This is a genomic window from Ruegeria lacuscaerulensis, assembly GCF_013033355.1.
GTDB classification, from domain to species: Bacteria; Pseudomonadota; Alphaproteobacteria; order Rhodobacterales; family Rhodobacteraceae; genus Ruegeria; species Ruegeria lacuscaerulensis_A.
Genome location: NZ_WQDY01000010.1, coordinates 109,725 through 130,138, shown reverse-complemented (window position 1 = coordinate 130,138; position 20,414 = coordinate 109,725). Strand labels below are relative to the sequence as shown.

Below are 20,414 nucleotides of genomic sequence, written 5' to 3'. Positions count from 1 at the left end.
GTTGCCGAGTCTGCAACCCCCGGCGTGAAACGTGATCAGGTCAGGCCAGCCACCACCGTTCTGCAATGCGCCCATCGTCCAGCGCACGCCCCCCGATCTGGCGCGGCATTCCCACCTGTCCGGCCACGGCCAGCGCCATGTCGTCCTGACTGGGGTGGTACCGCAGGCCGCGCTGATCCTTCAGGCCATCGCTGTCGGGCAGCGCCGCCACGTCCACATAACCGTCACGCAACGCCTCGGCCCGGACTTTGGCGTCAGGGATCACAATAACCTCAAGCGCATCGGCCCAACCGGCCTGTCCGTCCTTGTAGTGATCCGACACCCGGCGGCCAAGAAAATGCCGATCATCCTCGGCCCGTTCCACCCGGTAGCATCCGGTACCATTGGCGGTGTGCAAGGGCGTTACGCCCTGCCCATCGCGCGTGATGACGAAACGGGTATCAGCCAACAGGAAAGGCAAGCCGGGATTCGCCTCGGTCAGTTCCAGCCGCACCGAATCTGCCGTCAGAGCCTCGGCCTGCCCGACCTGTTGCAGCACCGACACCACATCCGCCACATTCAGTGCCGCACCGTCATGAAATGCCACATCAGCCCGCAGATCAAAGCTCCAGACCCGCGCATCCGCATCCGTGTGCCACCCGCTCGCCAATTCGCCGCGCAGGGTGCCATCGGGCGCGATCTCGGTCAGGGTATCAAAGACAGCCCCACGCGCCACCTGTTCCAAACTGTCATCGCGCGGCACGGCCAGTCGCAACGTCCCGCCCTTTTTGGGCGTATCTGCCAGCGAGGCCCCTGTGGCCGCCAGCAAAGCCGCCGCAGCACCCGAGGCGAATAAGGCACGACGGTCCATCCGGGTCATGCGATGCCCTCCGCTACACGGTCCATGATCCGCACCAGCTCGGCGCTGATGCCGGGCTCGGACAGGGCATGACCTGCTTGGCGCACCATCTTCAGCTCGGCATTGGGCCAGCGTTCGGCCAAAGACCACGCGGCCTGCGGCGGGCAGATCATGTCATAGCGCCCCTGCACGATATGTCCGGGGATATGGGCGATTCGGTCCATCTGATCCAAAATCTGCCCGTCTTTCTCAAGGAAAGCCCCATGGGTGAAATAGTGATTTTCAAGCCGCGCAAAGGCGCGCGCGTATTCTCCGGGGCTTTCACCTGTAGAACCGTGCGAATGGATCGAAGCCAGCGCGTTCTCCCACGCCGACCAGGCCCGCGCATACAGGATTTCCGTCGCCCGATCGCCCGAGAACAGTCGTTTGTGATAGGCGCCTATGGTATCCGACAGCTCATCCTCCGTCAGCAGAGCGGTGAATTTCGCCCATTGCTCGGGCCAGAACTTGCCCGCGCCGCCGCCATAGAACCAATCCAGCTCGGCCTGCGTCGCCAGAAACACACCGCGCAGCACCAGCCGGTTCACCCGGTCCGGATGCGCCTGCGCATAGACCAACGCCAGCGTCGCGCCCCAGCTGCCGCCAAACACCGTCCAGTCGTCGATATCCAGCAACGTCCGCAGACGCTCGATGTCATCCACCAGATCCCACGTCGTGTTGTCCACCACCGAGGCATGCGGCCGCGACCGCCCGCACCCGCGCTGATCAAACAGAATCACCCGAAACACACGCGGATCGAAATAGCGCCGCATCGCCGGGCTACACCCGCCACCGGGGCCGCCATGCAGGATCACAACTGGCAGCCCTTCGGGATTGCCGCATTGCTCCATATAAATACGGTGCCCGTCGCCCACATCGACCATCCGCTGATCGAACGGGTCGATCGGCGGGTACAGATATTGAACTGCGCGCTTTTGGTCCGGGTACTTATCCATTAGGGCCCTATATAGTCTTTAAACGTAAAAGAGCACACGGAGACAGGAATGCAAGCGCATCCGAACACGGTGGACCCGTCCGAGATCGCAAAATTCGAGGCGATGGCCGCAGAATGGTGGGACCCCCATGGGAAATTCAAACCCTTGCACATGCTCAATCCGTGCCGTCTGGACTATATCACACAGCAAATTGCGGGTGAATTTGACCGCGATCTGACGGCTACGAAACCTTTCGAGGGCCTGCGCCTGCTTGATATCGGTTGCGGCGGCGGGCTGCTGAGCGAACCGATGGCGCGTCTGGGCGCGACGGTCGTGGGCGCAGACGCCGCCGAGCGCAATTTACCCGTCGCCCGCATTCATGCCGAGCAGTCGGGGCTTGAGATCGATTATCGCCACACCACCGCCGAGGACATGGCCGCCGCGGGCGAGCAATTCGACGTGGTGCTGAATATGGAGGTGGTCGAACACGTGGCCGACCCTCTGGGTTATCTCACCGCAACACAACAGTTGGTGATACCCGGCGGGTTGCAGGTATGTTCGACCATAAACCGCAACCCAAAATCCTATGCGATGGCCATCTTCGGGGCCGAAGTCGTCATGCGCTGGCTGCCGCGCGGCACGCATGAGTGGAACAAGTTCATCACCCCCGATGAGCTGTTCGACCTGCTGCGCCAAGCCGGGCTGGAGCCAGTGGACCGCAAGGGGTTCGTCTTCAACCCGATCCTGTGGAGCTGGTCGATCTCGGACCGCGATCTAAGCGTGAATTATGTGACGGCGAGTGTGAAGCCAGGGTGAGGCTACTCCCCCTCCAACTGCAACCTCAAATCCCGCAGCACGGGCAACGTGCTGCGCACCCGCTCCAACCCTAACTCTCCGACCACGCGGTTGATCAGCGGCGCAATCGAGGAAATCGCCTGATCGCGGGCGCGGCGACCGGCTGGGCTGATGGCGACCATCTTGCGGCGGGCGTCGTCCCAGTCGGGACGGATGTGGATGTATCCGGCCCATTCCAGCTTGGCCAAAGTGTTGGTCATCGCCCCACGCGTCACGTGGAAGGTGCTGGCCAGTTGCGCCGGGGTGCGTTCATCGCCGACAAACACCAGATGGTTCAGCACCGAGAAATGCGAGATTTCCATGCCCTTGGGCAGCACCCGGCTCAGCCGGTTGCGCAATAGCTGGTCGGCGGTCAGGATCTCGCTGAACAGCGTGACCGCAAGGGCATTGGTGTCGTCCGTCATTGGGTCCGGCTCTGGATCAGGGGCCGTCAAAAGCCCGCAGGTGCGTCAATGAGGGCACGCGGCGGCGTGCCTCTGTCACAGAACTATCATCCAAATCGAAAATGTGAATGCCCGGATCGGTGCCTGCGTCGATGACGACCTCTCCCCATGGGGCCACAACCATGCTGTGACCGTGGGTGTGGCGGGTCTTGCCACGGGTTTTCGGATGCGCGCCGGTTTGCGCCGGGGCCAACACCCAGGCTCCGTTTTCAATCGCCCGTGCGCGCAGAAGCGATTCCCAATGCGCCTTGCCCGTAACCGGCGAAAACGCCGCCGGAACGGTCAGAATCCGCGCCCCGCCCTGCGCCAAGGCGGCAAAGAGATGCGGAAAGCGGATGTCGTAGCAGATGGCCATGCCGACCTTGCCGAAATCGGTGTCAGCAATCACCGCCCGGTCGCCGGGGCGGTAGTTTTTCGATTCGCGGAAGGTCTCAGTCTCCGAGACCTGCACGTCGAACATGTGAATTTTGTCATAGCGCGCCACGATCTGGCCCTGCGGGTCGATCATGTAGGATCGGTTGGCAAAGCGCCCATCGGCGTCATGCGTCTTGATCCCAAGCGAGCCGATCAGCAGCCAAACGCCCAGCGCGGCGGCCTGATCGCGCAGGCCCGCCAGCGTCTGGTCATCTTCCTCGTGCTGCAGAACCTCGCGCTGGCGCGTGGTGGAATTGGACACGCAATTCGTCACCTCAGGCGTCAGAATGAACTGCGCGCCCTGCCCGGCGGCCTCGGCCATCAGGGCGCGCACCATGTTCAGATTGTCAGACGAATCATCCGACGAGGTGATCTGCAGCAGCGCAGTCTTCATGCCGCCAGCAGACGGTCCAGCTTGCCCTGACGGTCCAGCTCGTACAGGTCATCGCAGCCACCCACGTGCTGGGTGCCGATGAAGATTTGCGGCACGGTGCGTTTGCCGCCCGCACGTTTGATCATCTCGGGCTTGCGCTTGGGGTGCATCAGAACGTCGACCTCTTTGAACTCGACGCCTTTCTGTTTCAGCAGGCGTTTGGCGGCGTGGCAGAAGCCGCACAGAGGCGATGTGTAAATCTCAACCGGTTTCATAAGTCGTCCCTTCGGGTTTCGCGTAATCCTGCGCGAATTAGGTATCCTTGGCAACGCGCGCTAGGGTCAACACGAAAATATGATTTGCGCCCGACGCAAGACAGACTCGCGCACAAGCCGCCAGCGTCGCGCCCGAGGTCATCACGTCATCCACCAACAGCACATCCCGCCCGTGCATCCGGTTTAAGCGTTTGGGATGCGGCGCAATGGCGTTTTCCAGCGTCTTGGCCCGCTGCGCGGCGGTTTTTCCATCCAGAACCGGGGTTTTAATGCGTCGGATCAGCAGGTCGGGGCAGACCTCAACCCCCGTGTGCCGCCCCAGATGCTGCGCCAGCAGGGCCGACTGGTTATAGCGCCGTTTCAACAATCGGGACCAATGCAGTGGCACCGGGGCCAGCAACATATCGTCGCGGAACAAATCTCGACCCGCCTGCGCCATCCACCGCGCCGACGGACGTGCCAATTCCGGCCTGTCGCCATGTTTCAACGCAAGGATCAGCCCCCGTGCCTTACCATCATACAACAGCGCCGAGCGTCCGTCCCGCCATGGTCGGGGCGTTTTCATACAGTCGTCGCATTCAATACGGTGGCCATCTGCCTCACCAGGCAGAGGCATTCCGCAGCTTTCGCAGACCACCCCTCCGATAAAGGGCGTGTCGCGCCAACAGGGGCCGCAGAGGCCGAAATCGGACTCGGTCAGCTCTCCACACCCCATGCAGCGGGGTGGATAGATCATCTGAAGGGCGGTTTGAATCCGCGGCCAGATGCGATACTTGCGCCCTATGAAACTGCCTGCTTCCAACGCACCCTCTCTGTTCGACCGCAAGGCCCTGACCCTGCATCGCGCCCGCGCGCGGGACGAGGCGCTGTTCTTGCACCGCGCCGCCGTGGACGAGGTTCAGGATCGACTCAGCATGGTTAACAAAACCTTTACGGCTCCGGCTGTGGTGACGCCCTTCGCCCATGTCTGGCGAGATGTGATGCCAAAAGCGCAGATCGTGGCGGATGATGAGGTGCTGAACCTGACCCCCGGCGCGCATGATCTGGTGATCCACGCGTTGGCGCTGCACTGGGCCAACGACCCTGTCGGCCAACTCATTCAATGCCACCGGGCCCTGCAGCCTGACGGGCTGTTGCTGGTGGTCTGTCTGGGCGGAGAAACCCTGCACGAACTGCGCGCAGCATTGGGTCAGGCCGAGATCGAAATCTCTGGCGGGCTCAGCCCACGCATCGCACCGATGGGCGAACTGCGTGATCTGGGCGGCTTGCTGCAACGGGCCGGGCTGGCCTTGCCGGTGGCAGATACGACGCGACTGGCGGCGGAATACCGCGACCTGCGGCACCTAATGCAGGACTTGCGCGCCATGGGTGAAACCAACAGCCTAACCGATCGCATCAAACGCCCCACTCGGCGGCAGATCTTTGACCGCGCCCAGCAGATATACGCCGATCACTTTGCAACGCCCGAAGGGCGGCTGAACACCACCTATGAACTGATCTGCCTGACCGGCTGGTCCCCTGATGACAGTCAGCAAAAGCCCCTGCGCCCTGGATCGGCCCAAACCCGCCTTGCTGAAGCGCTGGGCACAAAAGAGGGCAAACTGACCGATTGACGACTGGACAAATCCGTTTATCTCAGCCCGGTACAAAGAAATTCAGGAAGCCCCTCATGTTTGACGCCACTCGCCCCGCCCATGCCCCTGCCGACCACCCGAAGGTGAAAATGGGCCGCGTCGGCATTCTGCTGGCCAATCTGGGCACGCCGGACGACTATACCTATTGGCCCATGCGCCGTTACCTGAACGAGTTCTTGTCGGATCAGCGCGTCATCGACTATCCGAAATGGAAATGGCAGCCGATCCTGCAGGGGATCATTTTGACCAAACGGCCCTTCAGCTCGGGCGAGGCGTACAAGTCGATCTGGAACCACGACAAGGGCGAAAGCCCGCTGATGACGATCACAAAGGACCAAACCGCCAAGATGCGCGATGCGATGCAGGCGCGCTATGGCGATCAGGTGATGGTCGATTTCTGTATGCGCTACGGCAACCCCTCAACCAAATCCAAAGTGCGCGAGATGGTGGCCGCGGGTTGTGATCGCATCCTGTTCTTCCCGCTCTACCCGCAATATGCAGGTGCAACGACGGCTACTGCCAATGACCAATTCTTCCGCGCCCTGATGGAGGAGGCTTGGCAACCCTCCAGCCGAACGGTTCCGGCTTATTTCGACGAACCTGCCTATATCGACGCTTTGGCCGGGTCGGTGGAACAGGCCTACGCCGCGATGGAGACCAAGCCCGACATTCTGGTCTGCTCCTATCACGGAATGCCGGACCGCTATCTGCAGCAGGGCGATCCCTATCACTGCCAATGTGCAAAAACCTCTCGCCTTCTGAAAGAACGGCTGGGTTGGGCGGATGATCAGCTTGTCTCAACCTTCCAGTCGCGATTCGGCCCCGAGGAATGGCTGAAGCCTTACACGGTCGATCACGTGGCAGAACTGGCGCGTCAGGGGAAAAAGAATATCGCGGTGATCGCGCCTGCGTTTTCAGCCGATTGCATCGAGACGCTGGAAGAAATCAACGAAGAGATCAAGGAAAGCTTTGAAGAAGCCGGCGGCGAGAGCTTTACCTATATTCCCTGCCTCAACGACGACGATTCGCACATTGCTGCTTTGGGCAAAGTAATCGAGGACAATTTGAAAGGCTGGCTGGACTGACCAGCTCTGTCAGGGCCGGCGAACAGACACAAAAAAGGCGATGGATTTCTCCACCGCCTTTTTCTTGGATAATTCGTATCGAATTAGCTTGCTGCAACAGCTGCTGCAACAACAACCAGCAGGATCAGCGGCAGGATGATGCCCTGCGACGAACCCTGAGTTTCTTCGACAACAACAGGTGCTTCAACAACCGGCTCTTCCAGGTTGCCAGCATAAGCGGTCGAAGCAGCAGCAGTCAGTGCAGCGGCGAGAACGAGTTTCTTCATATTAACCTCCAGAATAAGCACGGTTTCAGATAGCGAAACCGCACACCCAAGACTTACCTCGTGTTTTTTTCTAACCAGCTATCCAACTGGAATGCAAATGGAAGTTGCTTCGCAAGCGACTTCATGCGCGGTTTTGTCGTCAAATTAGCAACACTTGAGTGCCAACCTTCGCCATCGAAAACAGCTCGGCGATATCTTCGTTGAAAAGACCGATGCATCCGTTCGAAGACCGACGCCCTATTTTGCGCGTATCGTGGGTTCCGTGGATTCGGTAGTACTTCCAGCTTAGATACAAAGCGTGCGTTCCCAACGGGTTATCTGGACCCGGCGGGATATAGTCCGGCCATTCGGGGTTTCGCTTCTTCATCGAAGGTGTCGGCGCCCAGCTGGGCCCTTCGACCTTGCGAATGACGCTTGTGCGACCGCGACGCGTGAGTTCTTCGGTCAGCGGAACCGATGATGGGTAGAGTTTATACACGCTTTGGTCGTCTGACCAATAATGCAGTGCCCGTGAAACGGTATCGACCAGGATTGCGCCATTGCGCGTGTTGTCAAAATAGGGCTGCCAGTCCAAAGCACGGAAACCCGAAATGTTTCGCCGCACCTGCGGTTCGGGTTCGGGTGCCGGACGCAGAGGATCGCCCGGAATGTACTGAGCAATCGCCGGACTAGACAGAATGGCGGACGCACCGACCAGAAATCCGCGGCGCGAGGAAGGAATGAGTTTCTTGACCATTTGTGACGGTCCTTTGCTAAACCAGAAAAGGAATTTGACGCATTTTATTGCCTGAATACGTCAATCGCAAATCAAACCGGCAAAATCACGCGGGAATCAGCCATTGCAGGTTTGCCCAAGCCCGTTGGTCGCGCTATTGCGTAAGATGACACAAAAATCAGGTCGACCATGACGCGTATTATTACACTTCTGTTCTTATGTTTTGCTGCTGTGGCGGCTTGTACCCCAAGCTCAACCACGACGATTGGTGCGGATGGCCGTCCGCTGCCCACTGTTTACAAGATTCGCGGCAATCCCGAAAAGCTACAGTTCCGCATGCTTGATTCGGTTAACGCACTGCGGCAAGCTTCGGGTCTGCAGCCTGTGCAACTGAATTCACAGCTCAATGCTGCGGCTGCCACACATTCCAAGGATATGGCACGCCAGAACCGGCCATGGCATTTTGGGTCCGATGGATCATCCCCAATAGATCGGGCCGCGCGCGTTGGGTATTTCGGCACATTCCTGGGCGAAGCTATTTCGGAAACCTTCGAAACCGAAACCGAGACATTGGCTGCCTGGATGCAGGAACCCGGTCCAAGATCAGTGATACTGGATCCTAAAGCCACGCAGATGGGATTTGCTTGGCATCAAGAATCGGGTGGAAAAATCTGGTGGACGTTGGAAATGGGCACCGGCGGCTGACCACCGCCGTAGCCTCGAAATACAAAGCCCCCGATTATCGGGGGCTTTTTCGTTAGTACGCTTCAAGCGCAGGATCAGGCCGCTTGCATCGATTGCGCCTCGGTCAGGATCGCATAGAGCTTGACCGGGTCAGGGTTGGCACGCAGCTTGGCGCAAACCGCTGTGTCACGCAGGGTACGAGACACTAGCGCGAGCGCTTTCAGATGGTCTACACCCGCTTCTTCCGGTGCGAAAAGCGCGAAGGCGATATCGACTGGCTGACGATCAACCGAGCCAAAATCGATGGGCTTTTCCAGCATGACAAACGCGCCAGCGACCTGTTCGATTTCAGTCAGACGCGCATGGGGAAGCGCAACGCCATGGCCCACACCCGTGGGCCCAAGGCTTTCACGTTCGAGCAGACCATCAACGACAGTTTGCTCGTCCAGGCCCAAGGTTGCCGCAGCAACATCGCCAATTTCCTGAAACAGCCGCTTCTTGCTGGAAGCGGCTGACAATACACGTACTGCTTCGGGCTTCAGAATGCTCGAAAGCTCCATGATTTTGCTCCAATGGCAAGCCCCTGCCAATGCAGGGGCACGCCTTTCTAATCTTGCCTGTTATGGATCGATCCAGCCGATGTTACCGTCTTCCCGACGATACACGACATTCAATCCATCCTTGTTCTCATTCCGGAACACCAGCACCGGGGCACCAGCCAATTCCATCTGCATAACGGCTTCACCAACACTCAGCGATGGGATCTTGGTTTCCATCTCAGCCACGATCATCGGCTGCAGAGATTCTGGCTCATCTGCCGACTCAGATTCGTCAGAGGCGAGGATATAAGAGGAAGCTCCGAAGAGTTCAACCGGCTCGACCCGATCCTTGTGGTGATCCTTTAGGCGGCGTTTATAACGGCGCAATTGTGTTTCCATCTTGTCACAGCACCCCTCGAATGCCGCGTAAATCTCGGTAGCATGGGCTTTGGCCTGCGCCGTCAGGCCGGTGGAAAGATGTACGGTGGTCTCGCACACATATTCATGCGCAGAACGGGAAAAGACGACATTGGCGTCGGTCGGTCGCTGGGCGTATTTGCCCACAACCTCGCCAAGTTCGGTCTGCACATGGGTCTGAAGTGCTTCACCGATGTCGATCTGTTTTCCGCTGATTTGGTAACGCATGTGATCTCCTTCACAATTCACACCCATTCTGACGCTGCGTAACACAGCGCGCTTCTTTTTATCGGGTGGGGGGTATCGGCATGTTCCGCGGTAGCCGGAACTTGATCCCTTCCAAGAAGGGGCATCGTGATCCAGACTGGAACCGAAAAAATGCCATGACCCAATTGAGGCAAGAGACGGCGGAAGAGTCAATCAAAACAGGCGTGTATATACGAGATTTCCGCCATGCATTCGGCGCAATACCGCGCAAACCTATGAAATACGGAAGTTTTCGCCCAAGTAGACGCGCCGCACGTTTTCGTTTTCAACGACTTCGTCCGGTGTTCCGGACATAAGTACCTGACCGTCATGCAAAATATAGGCGCGGTCCACGATCTCGAGCGTTTCACGCACGTTGTGATCCGTGATCAAAACCCCGATCCCGCGTTTTTTCAGATCAGCGACCAGATGACGGATGTCACCCACGCTGATCGGGTCGACCCCGGCAAAAGGTTCGTCGAGCAACAGGTACTTTGGATCGGCAGCCAGACAACGCGCAATCTCGACCCGGCGGCGCTCACCACCCGACAAGGCCAGCGCGGGCGCACGGCGCAGATGCTCGATCGAGAAATCGGACAGCAGCTCTTCCAGACGTTCTTTGCGGCGATGGGCGTGCCCCACCGTGATATCCAGAACAGCCGAGATATTGTCTTCAACGCTCATCCCGCGAAAAATCGACATCTCTTGCGGCAAATATCCGATCCCAAGCCGCGCCCGGCGATACATTGGAAGGGTCGTCACCACCTGCCCATCGATGGTTACGCGACCAGCTTCGGGAAAAACCAACCCTGCAACAGAATAGAAAGTGGTGGTCTTGCCGGACCCGTTCGGCCCCAGCAACGCGACCACTTCGGATCGGTCCAACGTCATTGACACATCTCGGATGACGGTCTTTTTCCGATAAGACTTCCGCAGCTTTTCGATCCTGAGCCCCGAACTGCCCTGAGCCAGTTTCAGGTTCGGTCCAGCCATCAGTTGGCACCCTGCTGCAGAATGGTTTTAACGTTGCCCGTCATGGTCGCCGTCCCTGTCGTCAGGTTGGCGTTCATCTGATCGCCGCTGATCGTACTTGGCCCCTGCGTCAGCAGAACGTTGCCGCGCATGACGATCACACCCGAATCGATGGTATATTCGGCCCAATCCCCTTCAGCTGCATCTGGCGGGCTGACCAGAACCACATCCTCGGTCGCTTCCATACGCTCGATGCCAGACCGATCCGCATTGTAGATGACAAGTACGCGCTCGGCCGTCAGGCGCATTTCACCCTGAATGACAATTACATTGCCAATGAACTCGGCCGAGCCATCTTCCTGATTCACGTTCAACGACTCAGACGTGACTTCGACTGGCAGGCTGGGGTCAGCTTTTTTTGCGCCAAACGCCACTTGTGTTTCCTGAGCGGACACTGAAAAAGTGCTGCTCAACAAGGCAATTCCGACAAGGGCAATTCGAAAATCGAACACAGGCTATCTTTCTGCTCTTTTCGGCTCGTATATCAGTTTCACGCCGTCTGTAAAAATAATATGGACCGGGCCGTCCTTTTTTTCGGTCCCAAAGGTCATGCGACCTGCTGAAAAATTTCCGATAACCCCGGTCCCATTGACCTGACCCGGAGTGTCGCCGCGTATTTCGTCCAGCGCGGTGTTCAGCATATTCGTGGTCACTTCGATTCCGTCAGTGGTCGTGATCACCACATCCCCGATGAAGGTCGCAGTGTTCTTGTCAGGACGGATCATGCCCGAGTTCGAATCCAGAGTGATAATCCCCCCGTTAGACAGCCCCAGTCGCCCACTGAACTCGGATGCTGTAGGGACCGAGTTCTCGGTACCTTGTGTGGCCTGGATTGCTTCAATCTGAACTTCTTCGCCCTTGCGCGTGGTTCCGCGATAATTGGGCCGAGTCACGATCTGATCCGCCAGACGTTCTTCTATGTCGCGTTGAGTGAAGGGAACTTTGACGTCGGTTTCGATACTGCGGGACAGAAGGAACACGGTGGAAAGCATCACGATGGCCACCAACGGCAGCAGCACCTTGAGGAATTGCACCATGCGTGAATGGCTGTCCACGGTCGTGCCCTCTTAACCCAATCCAACGCGCAGGCAGTCGTGGATATGCAATATCCCTTCTGCCTGTCCATCGGACTCTGGGTCAACTACGAAAAGGCATGTAATCTTGGGTGTTTGCATAGTCATCAACGCAACTGCACCTTCGGCCAGTTCATCTGGCCCAATAGTGCGCGGGTCGGTGGTCATAACCTGATCGACTGTGTACCCTAGAAGCCCATCCATATTTCGTCGCAAGTCACCATCTGTCACGATGCCCAATAGCCGCCCGTCGTGATCGGTTACGCCAACCACCCCGAAGCCTTTTTGACTCATGACCAATAGCGCTTCGCTCATCGACGTTCCTGAGGAAACAACCGGCGTGTCCGTGTGCATCAGGTCGCGCACCTTGCTCAACTGCGCCCCGAGTTTACCACCGGGGTGGAAGTCTCGAAAGTTTTCAGGCTTAAAATCGCGGTACTTCATCAGCGCAATCGCAAGCGCATCCCCCATTGCCAGCGTCAGCGTGGTCGAGATCGACGGCACCATCCCAAACCCACATGCCTCGCCCATCGACGGGATCAGCAAGTGCACATCCGCCTGTTTCATCAGCGTGCTTTCAGGCTTGCTGGACAAGCCGATCAGCGGAATCCCAAACCGGCGGGTAAACGCCAGCAAGTTTGCCAGTTCCGGCGCTTCGCCCGAATTCGAGATCGCAAGAACAACGTCCCCTTTGGACACCATTCCCAGATCGCCATGACTCGCCTCGGCCGGGTGAACAAAATAAGCGGGTGTTCCGGTGCTCGCCAATGTCGCCGCTATCTTATGGCCGATATGCCCGGATTTGCCGATGCCACTGATGATGATACGGCCCGTCGCCTGCAGGATCAGCTGCACGGCCTCGGCGAAATCTTCGTTCAGGCTATCGGCCAGCACGTCAAGCGCGCGGGCCTCGTCGGTGACGACTTGTCGGGCGGTTCTCAGGAAAGCTTCGGTATCGGTCATGAGTGCGCAAAAATATCCGTTTCGGGCCAACCGGCGAGGTCAAGTTTCGCACGCATCGGCAAGAAGTCAAAACAGGCCTGAGCCATTTCCGTTCGGCCTTCGCGGGCCAGCCGCCCGTCCAGCGCCTCGCGCAGGCGGTGCAGGTACAAAACGTCCGAGGCAGCATATTCCAACTGTGCGTCGGTCAGGGTTTCGGCGCCCCAATCGCTCATTTGTTGCTGTTTCGAGATGTCGACGCCGATCAGCTCCTGACACAGGTTTTTCAATCCGTGACGGTCGGTATAGGTGCGCACCAGACGACTGGCGATCTTGGTGCAATAGACAGGCGCGGCCAGGGCACCAAAAGCATGGAACATCGCGGCGATGTCAAAACGGCCAAAGTGGAACAGTTTCAACACATTGGGATTTTCAAGCATCGCACACAGGTTCGGGGCTTTGGTCTGACCCTTTTCCACTTGCACGATGTGGCTGTTTCCGTCGCCACCCGACATCTGGATCACGCACAGGCGATCCCGATGCGGGTTCAGACCCATGGTTTCGCAGTCGATGGCCACGACAGGGCCAAGGTCCAACCCGTCCGGCAGGTCGTTTTTATAGAGATGGTTGGCCAACGAGCTTGTCCTTTGTGCGATTTCGCCTCCGAGATAGGCGGTTTGATCCGTAAACTCAACGCCATCCGTGGAACGCGGCCTATATGCGCGGGTTTCTTGACCTCGCGTTCCAGTGCTGGAAAATGGCGGCCACCGCCATGTCGTTGATATCGCGCTTAGGAAACCCCGAGGTATCGCAAATGCTGAGCGTGCTGCGCAACCGAACCTACCGCCACTTGCTGGCCGCGCAGGTCGCGGCCTTGACCGGAACCGGGTTGGCAACAATTGCCTTGGGTTTGCTGGCCTATGACCTCGCACAAGACGCTGCAGCATTGGTGCTTGGAACTGTTTTGACAATCAAAATGGTAGCCTATGTCACCGTAGCACCACTGGCTGCGGCGTTTGCCGAGCGCGTCGATCGGCGCAAAATGCTTGTTGTGCTGGATATCGTGCGCGCAGCCGTCGCGGTGTTCCTGCCCTTCGTAACCGAAGTCTGGCAGGTCTATGTGCTGATCTTCATCCTGCAATCGGCGTCTGCTGGTTTCACTCCGGCCTTTCAGGCCACCATCCCCGACGTGTTGACCGACGAACAGGATTATACCAAGGCCCTTTCGCTGTCCCGGCTGGCCTATGATATGGAAAGTGTCCTGAGCCCATCCTTGGCTGCAGCTTTGCTGACTATCGTCAACTTCGACAACCTGTTCTGGGGCACCGCCTTGGGCTTTGTCGCTTCTGCTCTGCTGGTCGTTTCGGTTGCCTTGCCTTCGCCCATGCCGACACGGCCCCGCGGGATCTACGACCGCACAACCCGTGGCATTCGTATCTACCTGAACACTCCGCGTCTGCGGGCGCTGCTGGCCCTGACGTGGACCGCTGCTGCCCTCAGCGCGATGGTCATCGTGAACACAGTCGTCATCGTGCGCACCGATATGGGGTTACCGGAAAGCGCAGTCGCACTGGCTTTGGCCGGATTCGGAGGGGGATCAATGCTGGCAGCCATCACTCTGCCATCTTTGCTGAACAGGTTTCGGGACCGCTCGGTTATGCTGTTCGGGGCCACCACAGGCACAATTTTCATGGCCATGGCTGCTTATCTGTTTGCCAATTTCCCGATGACACTCCCTACACTCGCCTTGATCTGGGCCTGCGTTGGGTTTGGGTATTCGTCCACCCTTACACCGTCCGGGCGCTTACTGTCCCGATCCGCGAAACCAGAAGACCGCCCGGCCGTTTTTGCCGCGCAGTTTACACTGTCACATCTATGCTGGCTGATGCTTTATCCATTGGCCGGTTGGCTGATGACAACGAAATGCACGGCAGTGACGCTGACTTGGATGACCATTGCTGCGTTTGCTGGTCTTGTCATTGTCAGTGTGCTGTGGCCTGAAAAATCACCCGAGGGGACCGCAGGTAAAGATGCGCCCAAGCCTTGAGGCTGTACCCCACTCTGCCTTACACCTTGGCGTTATGGATCAACTGGACCGCCGTATCATCGCCGCCCTGCAGCACAACGCGCGGGAATCAACTACCAAGATCGCAGCCAAACTTGGGTTGGCACGCACAACCGTGCATGAGCGGATCAGGCGGATGGAGGAAAGCGGAGTCATCGCAGGGTATTCCGTTGTGCTCAACAAGGACGAAGACACCCCGCGTGTTCAGGTCGTGGTGTTGCTGGAAGTCCAACAAAAAGAGACGACCCGCATCATCAAACGGCTTGAGGCTTACCCCGAGGTCAAGCGGTGTCTGTCAATCAATGGAGAGTTTGACCTGCTTCTGTCCGCCGAAGCCCCCAGAATCGAGGACCTGGACATTCTGGTTGACGAATTGGCTAAAATCCCCGGTGTTCTGCGCACCAATACCAGCGTTGTTTTTGGCCGCAGGATCGACCGGAAATGATTGGGCGCTAACCCTCTGTAAACCCTGCCGCAGCTAACCTGACCCGGATTGATCAGAATCCCGGACCGGCAGAATGCCCCATCGAACGATACCTGGACTTTTGGCGCTTGCACTTTGCGTGGGTCAACAGGCGCTCGCCATGCCCAACCCCCACACCGCAGACATATGCGATCGGGCCGCCCAGCGTGCGGCTACGTCCGAAGGCGTCCCGCTTGAGGTGTTGCACGCCATAACACGCGTTGAAACAGGCCGCGCCATTGACGGACGGCTTTCGCCTTGGCCATGGGCCATCAATGTCGAAGGAAAGGACTTTTGGTTCAAATCCGAGTTTGAGGCAAAGTCTTATGTTTTCAATATCTTCAAGGCAGGAAAACGCAGCTTTGACATTGGATGTTTCCAGATCAACTACCGCTGGCATGGCAAGGCGTTCCGGTCCATCGACGCAATGTTTGACCCCGATGAAAACGCCACTTACGCCGCACGGTTCCTGAAAGATCTTTATGCTGAGCTCGGCTCGTGGACCGCGGCTGCGGGGGCATACCACTCGCGCACACCCCATTTGGCACAGACCTATTCCGATAGGTTCCAGCGTGTCTTGGCGGAGTTGGACTACAACGAAACACGCGCCATCGCGTCACGCGATCCGTTTACCGGATCGGCGTCTCCGCTGATCCCGCTGCGGGCCGATCAAGCGCCCGCTGGCGCGCTTGGGTCGCTGATGCCGGCGACCGGATCTGCCTCTGCCTTCATTTCCTTCAACTAGGAGCCTCGCGTGCCCAAGATCGACGCCCGTTCCCTGTTTTCCCCGACCGTTATGCTGGCAGTGGCTCTGATGACGGTCATCGTAATGATGATCCTGCCGATGCCAGCCTGGGTGCTGGACGTTGGGTTGGCGGCCTCATTCGCGTTGGCCATTTTGATTTTTACGCTAACCCTGTTTGTCGAGCGGCCGCTGGATTTCTCATCCTTCCCGACGATCCTGCTGGCCTCACTTATGTTGCGGTTATCGCTGAACGTGTCCTCGACCAAGCTGATCATCGGTCAGGGCCATACCGGTCCCAACGCCGCGGGCGACGTGATTGAGGGGTTTGCTAACTTCGTCATGGGCGGCAGCATCTTTTTGGGTCTCGTGGTATTCGGCGTGCTGCTGATCGTGAATTTCATGGTCATCACCAAGGGCGCCGCCCGCATGGCCGAAGTCGGCGCGCGCTTTGCGCTGGACGGGATGCCGGGCAAGCAACTGGCCATCGACAGCGACATGTCCGCCGGTGCCATCGACCATCAACAGGCCAAGGAAAGGCGCGAACGGGAACAGCAAGAGACTACCTTTTTCGGCTCACTTGATGGTGCATCGAAATTCGTCAAAGGAGACGCGGTTGCGGGTCTGCTGATCACGTTGTTAAACCTTGTGATGGGACTGATCATGGGGGTCATCGTCCATGGGATGCCGGTTTCTTCGGCGTTTGAAACCTATGCGATTCTCACCGTAGGCGATGGTCTGGTTACGCAGATTCCGGCCGTGATCATATCGATCGCATCCGCGCTGCTGCTGGCGCGTGGCGGAACGCAGGGCGCAACCGACAGCGCGTTGTTCTCGCAGCTTGGCCGCCACCCGGCGGCGCTTGGTACCGTTGCAGTTCTGATGGTTCTGTTTGCGCTGGTGCCGGGGTTACCGTTCCTGCCCTTCATCATCGGTGCCGGGGTCTTGGGGTACACCGCATATAGCGTCTACCAAAAGCAAAAAGCGGCTGACGATGCGGCGATTGCTGCGACACCGGATACAGACACACCCGTTTCACAGGCCATTGGGGACATTCTCGACCTGGACGATGTGCATCTGGAATTCGCGCCCGACCTTGTCAGCATGGTTCTGAACCCCGGTACCGGTCTTGATGCACGGATCGCCAACATGAGGACCTATGTCGCCTCAACCTTCGGGCTGATCCTTCCGGACATTCGCCTGACTGACCGGGCGGATCTGCCCATGGGGACCTATGTGGTGAAGGTTCAAGGCGTCGAACAGGCACGCGGGGTTCTGAACCCCGATCTGGTTTTGGCGCTGGTACAAGACGGACATGACCTGTTGCCCGACGGCAATGACGTGACCGAGCCGGTTTATGGTGCACCCGCCCGCTGGATCTTGCCCAAAGATCAAGAAGCCGCTGCAATGAGTGGTGCCACCATCGTCTCTCCACCCGAGATTCTGGCGACTCATTTGCTTGAGATCATCAAGCAGAATTTCTCGCGCCTGCTGACGCCGAAATCCCTGTGCCGCCTGCTGTCTGAAATGACCAAGCTAAGTGATCCTGTTCGGGCCGAGGCCAACCGCAAACTACTGGATGAGTTGATACCGGATAAAGTGCCCATCGACACGCTGCACGCGGTGTTGCGGTTGTTGCTGGACGAGCGGGTCTCGATTCGCAACATGGCCCTGATTTTGGAAAGCGTGGCCGAGGCGCGCCTGACCACCACCCAGCCCGAAGGTATCTGCGAACTGGTTCGGCAACGCTTGGGCTTTCAACTGGTCGCCGAAATAAAGCGCGAGGATGGATCGATTCCCCTGATTCAGCTGGCGCCAGAATGGGAGGACACATTCGTCACCTACCAGATCGACGCTCCCAATGCAGGTCTGGACGTAGCTTTGCCGCCAAACCTGTTCAACAAACTGGCCGATGGTGTCGTGGACAGCGTCGCGCAATCCGCCGATCACGGGCTGTTCCCCGCAGTTGTGACCTCGACCCGGCGACGCAGGCTATTGCGCACGATCATGCACGCTCGCGGCATATCTAACCCGGTCCTGTCTTTTGAAGAAATCGGTCTGGAAGCGCGACCGGCCCTTGTTGGAACGGTTCCCGCGTGATCGCCCTCCCGCCTGAGCTATTGCCCCAGTTGGGGGGCGGGCTTTGGCACCTTTTTGCCGTGTTTCTTAGGGTATCGGCACTGGTCTCTTTGCTGCCAGCATTTGGAGAGCGAAGCATCCCAACCCGCGTAAAACTTGCCATCGCGGTTGCTTTTACATTGGTGGTCAGCCCAGCCGCGCCGTCCCCTGAAGGTGGAACAGGCTTGCTGCCTCTTGTCCGACTTATCGGAACGGAAATTCTGGTCGGGATGATTCTGGGGTTGGGGCTGCGTCTGTTCGTGCTGGCCCTGCAAACTGCGGGATCTATTGCAGCGCAGGCCGCCTCCCTTTCCCAAATTCTCGGAGGAGCCGCAGCCGATCCTGTTCCGGCCATGGGATACATGCTGACGCTTGCCGGGTTGACCCTTGCGGTATTGCTTGGTCTGCATGTCCGTGTAGCCGAGTTTCTGATCCACAGCTACATGCTGTTTCCATTGGGCACCGCGCCTGCGGCATCGGATCTCTCGCACTGGGGCGTTCGCAACGTCGCCCAGAGTTTTGCGCTGGCCTTTAGCCTGGCAATGCCATTTGTGATTGCCTCGCTGATCTATAACCTCGCGCTTGGTGTCATCAACCGCGCCATGCCCCAACTCATGGTCGCTTTCGTCGGTGCGCCTGCGATCACATTTGCGGGCCTGTTTCTTCTTTTTGCCGGAACACCCTTGATCCTGTCTGTGTGGTCGGACGCCCTGTTCGCATTCATTGCCAACCCGTTGGGGGCCACCAGATGAGCGCTGGTGACGACGAAAGCGAAAAGTCCTTTGAACCAACCCCGCAAAAGCTGCAGAAGGCACGCGAAAAGGGCGAGGTTGCAAAATCCAATGACCTGTCTGTCGTTGCCGCATATTCCGGATTTCTTTTGGCAATGTTGGCCGCGGGCCAATACGGTGTGCAACAGCTTGGGACCGTCTTTGTCGTTCTGATTGATCAAGCAGACGACCTTTCAGGTCTGTTAGTCCAAGGCCCTTCCGTCAACCCTGTCGGCGGTATGCTCAAGACCACCCTCGCCGCAGTTTCCGTTCTGTTTGCGTTACCTGCTGCGGCCGTTCTACTCAGCCTGATCGCCCAGCGCGCGCTGATCTTCGCACCGACCAAACTCAAACCCAAACTGTCGCGCGTTTCGGTGCTGTCCAACGCCAAGAACAAGTTCGGGCGTGGAGGCCTGTTCGAATTCGCCAAGAGCTTTGTAAAACTGACAATTTATGGAACCTGCCTCGCCTTGTTTTTGCGTGCAAACCTGGACGATATCCTGTCGGCAAGCGCTGCACCGGTACAATCATCCTTATTGTTGATGATGAACCTGCTGCTTCGATTCCTTTTCATCGTCGTAGTGATCGCCCTTGTGATCGGAGCCGTGGACTATTTCTGGCAATATGCCGAGCACATCCGGAAGAACCGCATGTCGCGCAAGGAAATCCAGGACGAAACCAAAGATGCCGAAGGCGATCCCCATGTTAAACAACAACGGCGGCAGAGAGCTCAGGACATTGCCACAAACCAGATGATGGCTGACGTTCCGAGGGCAGATGTGGTGATCGTGAACCCAACCCACTTTGCGGTAGCGTTGAAATGGTCTCGCAAAACAGGGTCTGCCCCCGTTTGTGTGGCCAAAGGTGTGGATGAGGTTGCGGCCTCGATCCGGTCGGCTGCCGGGACGGCAGATGTCCCCATCCATTCTGATCCGCCAACCGCAAGGGCATTGCACGCCACCGTCGAGATCGGTCAGGAAATCCCGGAGGAACTCTACCGCCCGGTCGCCGCTGCCATTCGCTTTGCCGAAACGATGCGCAAACGCGCGAAGGAACAGATCAGATGAAATCAAAGAAATATGCGGATATCAGCGCGGCGACCCAGGCCGCTTTTCAGAAGGAATACCAAAACCTGAAACCTGTGCTCGAAGAGGAAGCGCGGATCAAGCAACAGCTGTCACGGCTGGACGGTCAGGTCCAGAAATCGCGCGTCGACGCGGGACAAACCAAAGGATACCAAGTGACCGGCACTGACGTCTTGTGGAGTGGATGGGAGTCCCGGGCGCGGCGTCAACTGAACATGGAACTTGCTCGCGTCACGGCGCAAAAGCTTGCCTCGATGGATGCCTTGCGGTTGGCATTCGGGCGGCAACAAGCCGTAGAAAGACTGTCCGAAATGCAAAAAGCCGAACGCCGTTTGGCGCTCGGCAAGAAACAGACCTATTAGCCCGGTT

General features: G+C 58.2%; 26 protein-coding genes. 11 read left to right on the top strand and 15 right to left on the bottom strand.

From position 1 onward, the window contains the following. Window positions 1–40 precede the first annotated feature (40 nt). Window positions 41–859, bottom strand: coding sequence for an ABC transporter substrate-binding protein (locus GOW48_RS17015; protein ID WP_170755385.1), 819 nt, complete (start codon window positions 857–859; stop codon window positions 41–43). Then, window positions 856–1,833: a prolyl aminopeptidase gene (gene pip, locus GOW48_RS17010; RefSeq protein WP_170755384.1), complete on the bottom strand. Its 978-nt coding sequence runs from the start codon at window positions 1,831–1,833 to the stop codon at window positions 856–858. Before pip ends, GOW48_RS17015 begins: the two co-directional genes overlap by 4 nt. 48 nt (window positions 1,834–1,881) lie before the next feature. Here pip and ubiG point away from each other — a divergent pair, with 48 nt between their 5' ends. Beyond that, a complete protein-coding gene (gene ubiG / locus GOW48_RS17005; protein ID WP_170755383.1) occupies window positions 1,882–2,628 on the top strand; it encodes a bifunctional 2-polyprenyl-6-hydroxyphenol methylase/3-demethylubiquinol 3-O-methyltransferase UbiG in 747 nt (248 codons plus the stop codon). A gap of 2 nt (window positions 2,629–2,630) precedes the next feature. Here the strand turns inward: ubiG and GOW48_RS17000 are convergent, their stop codons facing one another. Genes GOW48_RS17000 through GOW48_RS16985 form a run of 4 tightly spaced genes read right to left on the bottom strand, consistent with a single transcriptional unit; the run spans window position 2,631 to window position 4,908 of the window. Further along, entirely contained in the window at window positions 2,631–3,071 is a 441-nt protein-coding gene (locus tag GOW48_RS17000) for a MarR family winged helix-turn-helix transcriptional regulator (protein WP_170353764.1), read from the bottom strand. Window positions 3,072–3,087: 16 nt separating this feature from the next. Then, window positions 3,088–3,918 (bottom strand): carbon-nitrogen hydrolase family protein, encoded by an 831-nt coding sequence (locus tag GOW48_RS16995; RefSeq protein ID WP_170755382.1) that lies wholly within the window; start codon window positions 3,916–3,918, stop codon window positions 3,088–3,090. Next, window positions 3,915–4,172 carry a glutaredoxin 3 gene (gene grxC, locus GOW48_RS16990; protein ID WP_170353766.1) on the bottom strand — a complete coding sequence of 86 codons (258 nt, stop codon included), beginning with the start codon at window positions 4,170–4,172 and terminating at the stop codon, window positions 3,915–3,917. The genes GOW48_RS16995 and grxC overlap by 4 nt, the downstream gene beginning before the upstream one ends. A gap of 37 nt (window positions 4,173–4,209) precedes the next feature. Then, complete coding sequence (locus tag GOW48_RS16985) at window positions 4,210–4,908, bottom strand: ComF family protein (RefSeq protein ID WP_170755381.1); 699 nt, start codon at window positions 4,906–4,908, stop codon at window positions 4,210–4,212. 46 nt (window positions 4,909–4,954) lie between these two features. On the opposite strand from GOW48_RS16985, the gene GOW48_RS16980 reads away from it, so the two are divergent. Together GOW48_RS16980 and hemH are read left to right on the top strand one after the other, a co-directional pair. Next, entirely contained in the window at window positions 4,955–5,785 is an 831-nt protein-coding gene (locus GOW48_RS16980) for a methyltransferase domain-containing protein (RefSeq protein ID WP_170755380.1), read from the top strand. A gap of 56 nt (window positions 5,786–5,841) precedes the next feature. Next, a complete protein-coding gene (gene hemH / locus GOW48_RS16975) occupies window positions 5,842–6,891 on the top strand; it encodes a ferrochelatase (protein WP_170755379.1) in 1,050 nt (349 codons plus the stop codon). A gap of 83 nt (window positions 6,892–6,974) precedes the next feature. Here the strand turns inward: hemH and GOW48_RS16970 are convergent, their stop codons facing one another. Together GOW48_RS16970 and GOW48_RS16965 are read right to left on the bottom strand one after the other, a co-directional pair. Continuing rightward, window positions 6,975–7,157: a hypothetical protein gene (locus tag GOW48_RS16970; protein WP_010442520.1), complete on the bottom strand. Its 183-nt coding sequence runs from the start codon at window positions 7,155–7,157 to the stop codon at window positions 6,975–6,977. A 139-nt stretch (window positions 7,158–7,296) separates the two neighbouring features. After that, entirely contained in the window at window positions 7,297–7,893 is a 597-nt protein-coding gene (locus tag GOW48_RS16965; protein ID WP_170755378.1) for a L,D-transpeptidase, read from the bottom strand. A gap of 168 nt (window positions 7,894–8,061) precedes the next feature. On the opposite strand from GOW48_RS16965, the gene dalA reads away from it, so the two are divergent. After that, window positions 8,062–8,577: a divisome-associated lipoprotein DalA gene (gene dalA / locus GOW48_RS16960; RefSeq protein ID WP_170755377.1), complete on the top strand. Its 516-nt coding sequence runs from the start codon at window positions 8,062–8,064 to the stop codon at window positions 8,575–8,577. Between the two features lie 74 nt (window positions 8,578–8,651). Here dalA and GOW48_RS16955 read toward each other — a convergent pair whose 3' ends face one another. From GOW48_RS16955 to GOW48_RS16925, 7 genes are all read right to left on the bottom strand, one after another. Then, window positions 8,652–9,116 (bottom strand): PTS sugar transporter subunit IIA, encoded by a 465-nt coding sequence (locus GOW48_RS16955; protein ID WP_170353772.1) that lies wholly within the window; start codon window positions 9,114–9,116, stop codon window positions 8,652–8,654. A 60-nt stretch (window positions 9,117–9,176) separates the two neighbouring features. Beyond that, window positions 9,177–9,740: a ribosome hibernation-promoting factor, HPF/YfiA family gene (gene hpf, locus GOW48_RS16950; RefSeq protein ID WP_170353773.1), complete on the bottom strand. Its 564-nt coding sequence runs from the start codon at window positions 9,738–9,740 to the stop codon at window positions 9,177–9,179. Between the two features lie 252 nt (window positions 9,741–9,992). After that, window positions 9,993–10,751: an LPS export ABC transporter ATP-binding protein gene (gene lptB, locus GOW48_RS16945; RefSeq protein WP_170755376.1), complete on the bottom strand. Its 759-nt coding sequence runs from the start codon at window positions 10,749–10,751 to the stop codon at window positions 9,993–9,995. Continuing rightward, complete coding sequence (locus tag GOW48_RS16940) at window positions 10,751–11,164, bottom strand: LptA/OstA family protein (RefSeq protein ID WP_170755375.1); 414 nt, start codon at window positions 11,162–11,164, stop codon at window positions 10,751–10,753. Before GOW48_RS16940 ends, lptB begins: the two co-directional genes overlap by 1 nt. A gap of 81 nt (window positions 11,165–11,245) precedes the next feature. After that, the gene (gene lptC, locus GOW48_RS16935) at window positions 11,246–11,845 is read right to left on the bottom strand and encodes an LPS export ABC transporter periplasmic protein LptC (RefSeq protein WP_170755374.1); all 600 of its coding nucleotides are present in this window, start codon (window positions 11,843–11,845) and stop codon (window positions 11,246–11,248) included. A gap of 12 nt (window positions 11,846–11,857) precedes the next feature. After that, complete coding sequence (locus GOW48_RS16930) at window positions 11,858–12,826, bottom strand: KpsF/GutQ family sugar-phosphate isomerase (RefSeq protein WP_170755373.1); 969 nt, start codon at window positions 12,824–12,826, stop codon at window positions 11,858–11,860. Further along, window positions 12,823–13,437, bottom strand: a complete 615-nt coding sequence (locus GOW48_RS16925) for a ribonuclease D (RefSeq protein WP_170755372.1) — start codon at window positions 13,435–13,437, stop codon at window positions 12,823–12,825. The genes GOW48_RS16930 and GOW48_RS16925 overlap by 4 nt, the downstream gene beginning before the upstream one ends. Window positions 13,438–13,616: 179 nt before the next feature. Between GOW48_RS16925 and GOW48_RS16920 the strand changes: the two genes are divergently transcribed. The 7 genes from GOW48_RS16920 (at window position 13,617) to GOW48_RS16890 (ending at window position 20,407) form a co-directional block, all read left to right on the top strand. Further along, window positions 13,617–14,849, top strand: a complete 1,233-nt coding sequence (locus GOW48_RS16920) for an MFS transporter (protein WP_170755429.1) — start codon at window positions 13,617–13,619, stop codon at window positions 14,847–14,849. Next, complete coding sequence (locus tag GOW48_RS16915) at window positions 14,833–15,312, top strand: Lrp/AsnC family transcriptional regulator (protein WP_234899435.1); 480 nt, start codon at window positions 14,833–14,835, stop codon at window positions 15,310–15,312. The genes GOW48_RS16920 and GOW48_RS16915 overlap by 17 nt, the downstream gene beginning before the upstream one ends. A 139-nt stretch (window positions 15,313–15,451) precedes the next feature. Continuing rightward, window positions 15,452–16,075 carry a lytic transglycosylase domain-containing protein gene (locus tag GOW48_RS16910; protein ID WP_170755371.1) on the top strand — a complete coding sequence of 208 codons (624 nt, stop codon included), beginning with the start codon at window positions 15,452–15,454 and terminating at the stop codon, window positions 16,073–16,075. A 9-nt stretch (window positions 16,076–16,084) separates the two neighbouring features. After that, window positions 16,085–18,172: a flagellar biosynthesis protein FlhA gene (gene flhA, locus GOW48_RS16905; protein ID WP_170755370.1), complete on the top strand. Its 2,088-nt coding sequence runs from the start codon at window positions 16,085–16,087 to the stop codon at window positions 18,170–18,172. Beyond that, window positions 18,169–18,942, top strand: coding sequence for a flagellar biosynthetic protein FliR (locus GOW48_RS16900; protein ID WP_170755369.1), 774 nt, complete (start codon window positions 18,169–18,171; stop codon window positions 18,940–18,942). Before flhA ends, GOW48_RS16900 begins: the two co-directional genes overlap by 4 nt. Then, a complete protein-coding gene (flhB, locus tag GOW48_RS16895; RefSeq protein WP_170755368.1) occupies window positions 18,939–20,027 on the top strand; it encodes a flagellar type III secretion system protein FlhB in 1,089 nt (362 codons plus the stop codon). The genes GOW48_RS16900 and flhB overlap by 4 nt, the downstream gene beginning before the upstream one ends. Further along, complete coding sequence (locus tag GOW48_RS16890) at window positions 20,024–20,407, top strand: hypothetical protein (protein ID WP_170755367.1); 384 nt, start codon at window positions 20,024–20,026, stop codon at window positions 20,405–20,407. Before flhB ends, GOW48_RS16890 begins: the two co-directional genes overlap by 4 nt. The last annotated feature ends 7 nt before the right edge of the window (window positions 20,408–20,414 follow it).

Bases quoted from the DNA above. Each gene is read 5' to 3' on its own strand.
- GOW48_RS17015 (WP_170755385.1), bottom strand. From the start codon at position 859: ATGACCCGGATGGACCGTCGTGCCTTATTCGCCTCGGGTGCTGCGGCG.
- pip (WP_170755384.1), bottom strand. From the start codon at position 1,833: ATGGATAAGTACCCGGACCAAAAGCGCGCAGTTCAATATCTGTACCCG.
- ubiG (WP_170755383.1), top strand. From the start codon at position 1,882: ATGCAAGCGCATCCGAACACGGTGGACCCGTCCGAGATCGCAAAATTC.
- GOW48_RS17000 (WP_170353764.1), bottom strand. From the start codon at position 3,071: ATGACGGACGACACCAATGCCCTTGCGGTCACGCTGTTCAGCGAGATC.
- GOW48_RS16995 (WP_170755382.1), bottom strand. From the start codon at position 3,918: ATGAAGACTGCGCTGCTGCAGATCACCTCGTCGGATGATTCGTCTGAC.
- grxC (WP_170353766.1), bottom strand. From the start codon at position 4,172: ATGAAACCGGTTGAGATTTACACATCGCCTCTGTGCGGCTTCTGCCAC.
- GOW48_RS16985 (WP_170755381.1), bottom strand. From the start codon at position 4,908: ATGATCTATCCACCCCGCTGCATGGGGTGTGGAGAGCTGACCGAGTCC.
- GOW48_RS16980 (WP_170755380.1), top strand. From the start codon at position 4,955: ATGAAACTGCCTGCTTCCAACGCACCCTCTCTGTTCGACCGCAAGGCC.
- hemH (WP_170755379.1), top strand. From the start codon at position 5,842: ATGTTTGACGCCACTCGCCCCGCCCATGCCCCTGCCGACCACCCGAAG.
- GOW48_RS16970 (WP_010442520.1), bottom strand. From the start codon at position 7,157: ATGAAGAAACTCGTTCTCGCCGCTGCACTGACTGCTGCTGCTTCGACC.
- GOW48_RS16965 (WP_170755378.1), bottom strand. From the start codon at position 7,893: ATGGTCAAGAAACTCATTCCTTCCTCGCGCCGCGGATTTCTGGTCGGT.
- dalA (WP_170755377.1), top strand. From the start codon at position 8,062: ATGACGCGTATTATTACACTTCTGTTCTTATGTTTTGCTGCTGTGGCG.
- GOW48_RS16955 (WP_170353772.1), bottom strand. From the start codon at position 9,116: ATGGAGCTTTCGAGCATTCTGAAGCCCGAAGCAGTACGTGTATTGTCA.
- hpf (WP_170353773.1), bottom strand. From the start codon at position 9,740: ATGCGTTACCAAATCAGCGGAAAACAGATCGACATCGGTGAAGCACTT.
- lptB (WP_170755376.1), bottom strand. From the start codon at position 10,751: ATGGCTGGACCGAACCTGAAACTGGCTCAGGGCAGTTCGGGGCTCAGG.
- GOW48_RS16930 (WP_170755373.1), bottom strand. From the start codon at position 12,826: ATGACCGATACCGAAGCTTTCCTGAGAACCGCCCGACAAGTCGTCACC.
- GOW48_RS16920 (WP_170755429.1), top strand. From the start codon at position 13,617: ATGCTGAGCGTGCTGCGCAACCGAACCTACCGCCACTTGCTGGCCGCG.
- GOW48_RS16915 (WP_234899435.1), top strand. From the start codon at position 14,833: ATGCGCCCAAGCCTTGAGGCTGTACCCCACTCTGCCTTACACCTTGGC.
- GOW48_RS16910 (WP_170755371.1), top strand. From the start codon at position 15,452: ATGCCCAACCCCCACACCGCAGACATATGCGATCGGGCCGCCCAGCGT.
- flhB (WP_170755368.1), top strand. From the start codon at position 18,939: ATGAGCGCTGGTGACGACGAAAGCGAAAAGTCCTTTGAACCAACCCCG.
- GOW48_RS16890 (WP_170755367.1), top strand. From the start codon at position 20,024: ATGAAATCAAAGAAATATGCGGATATCAGCGCGGCGACCCAGGCCGCT.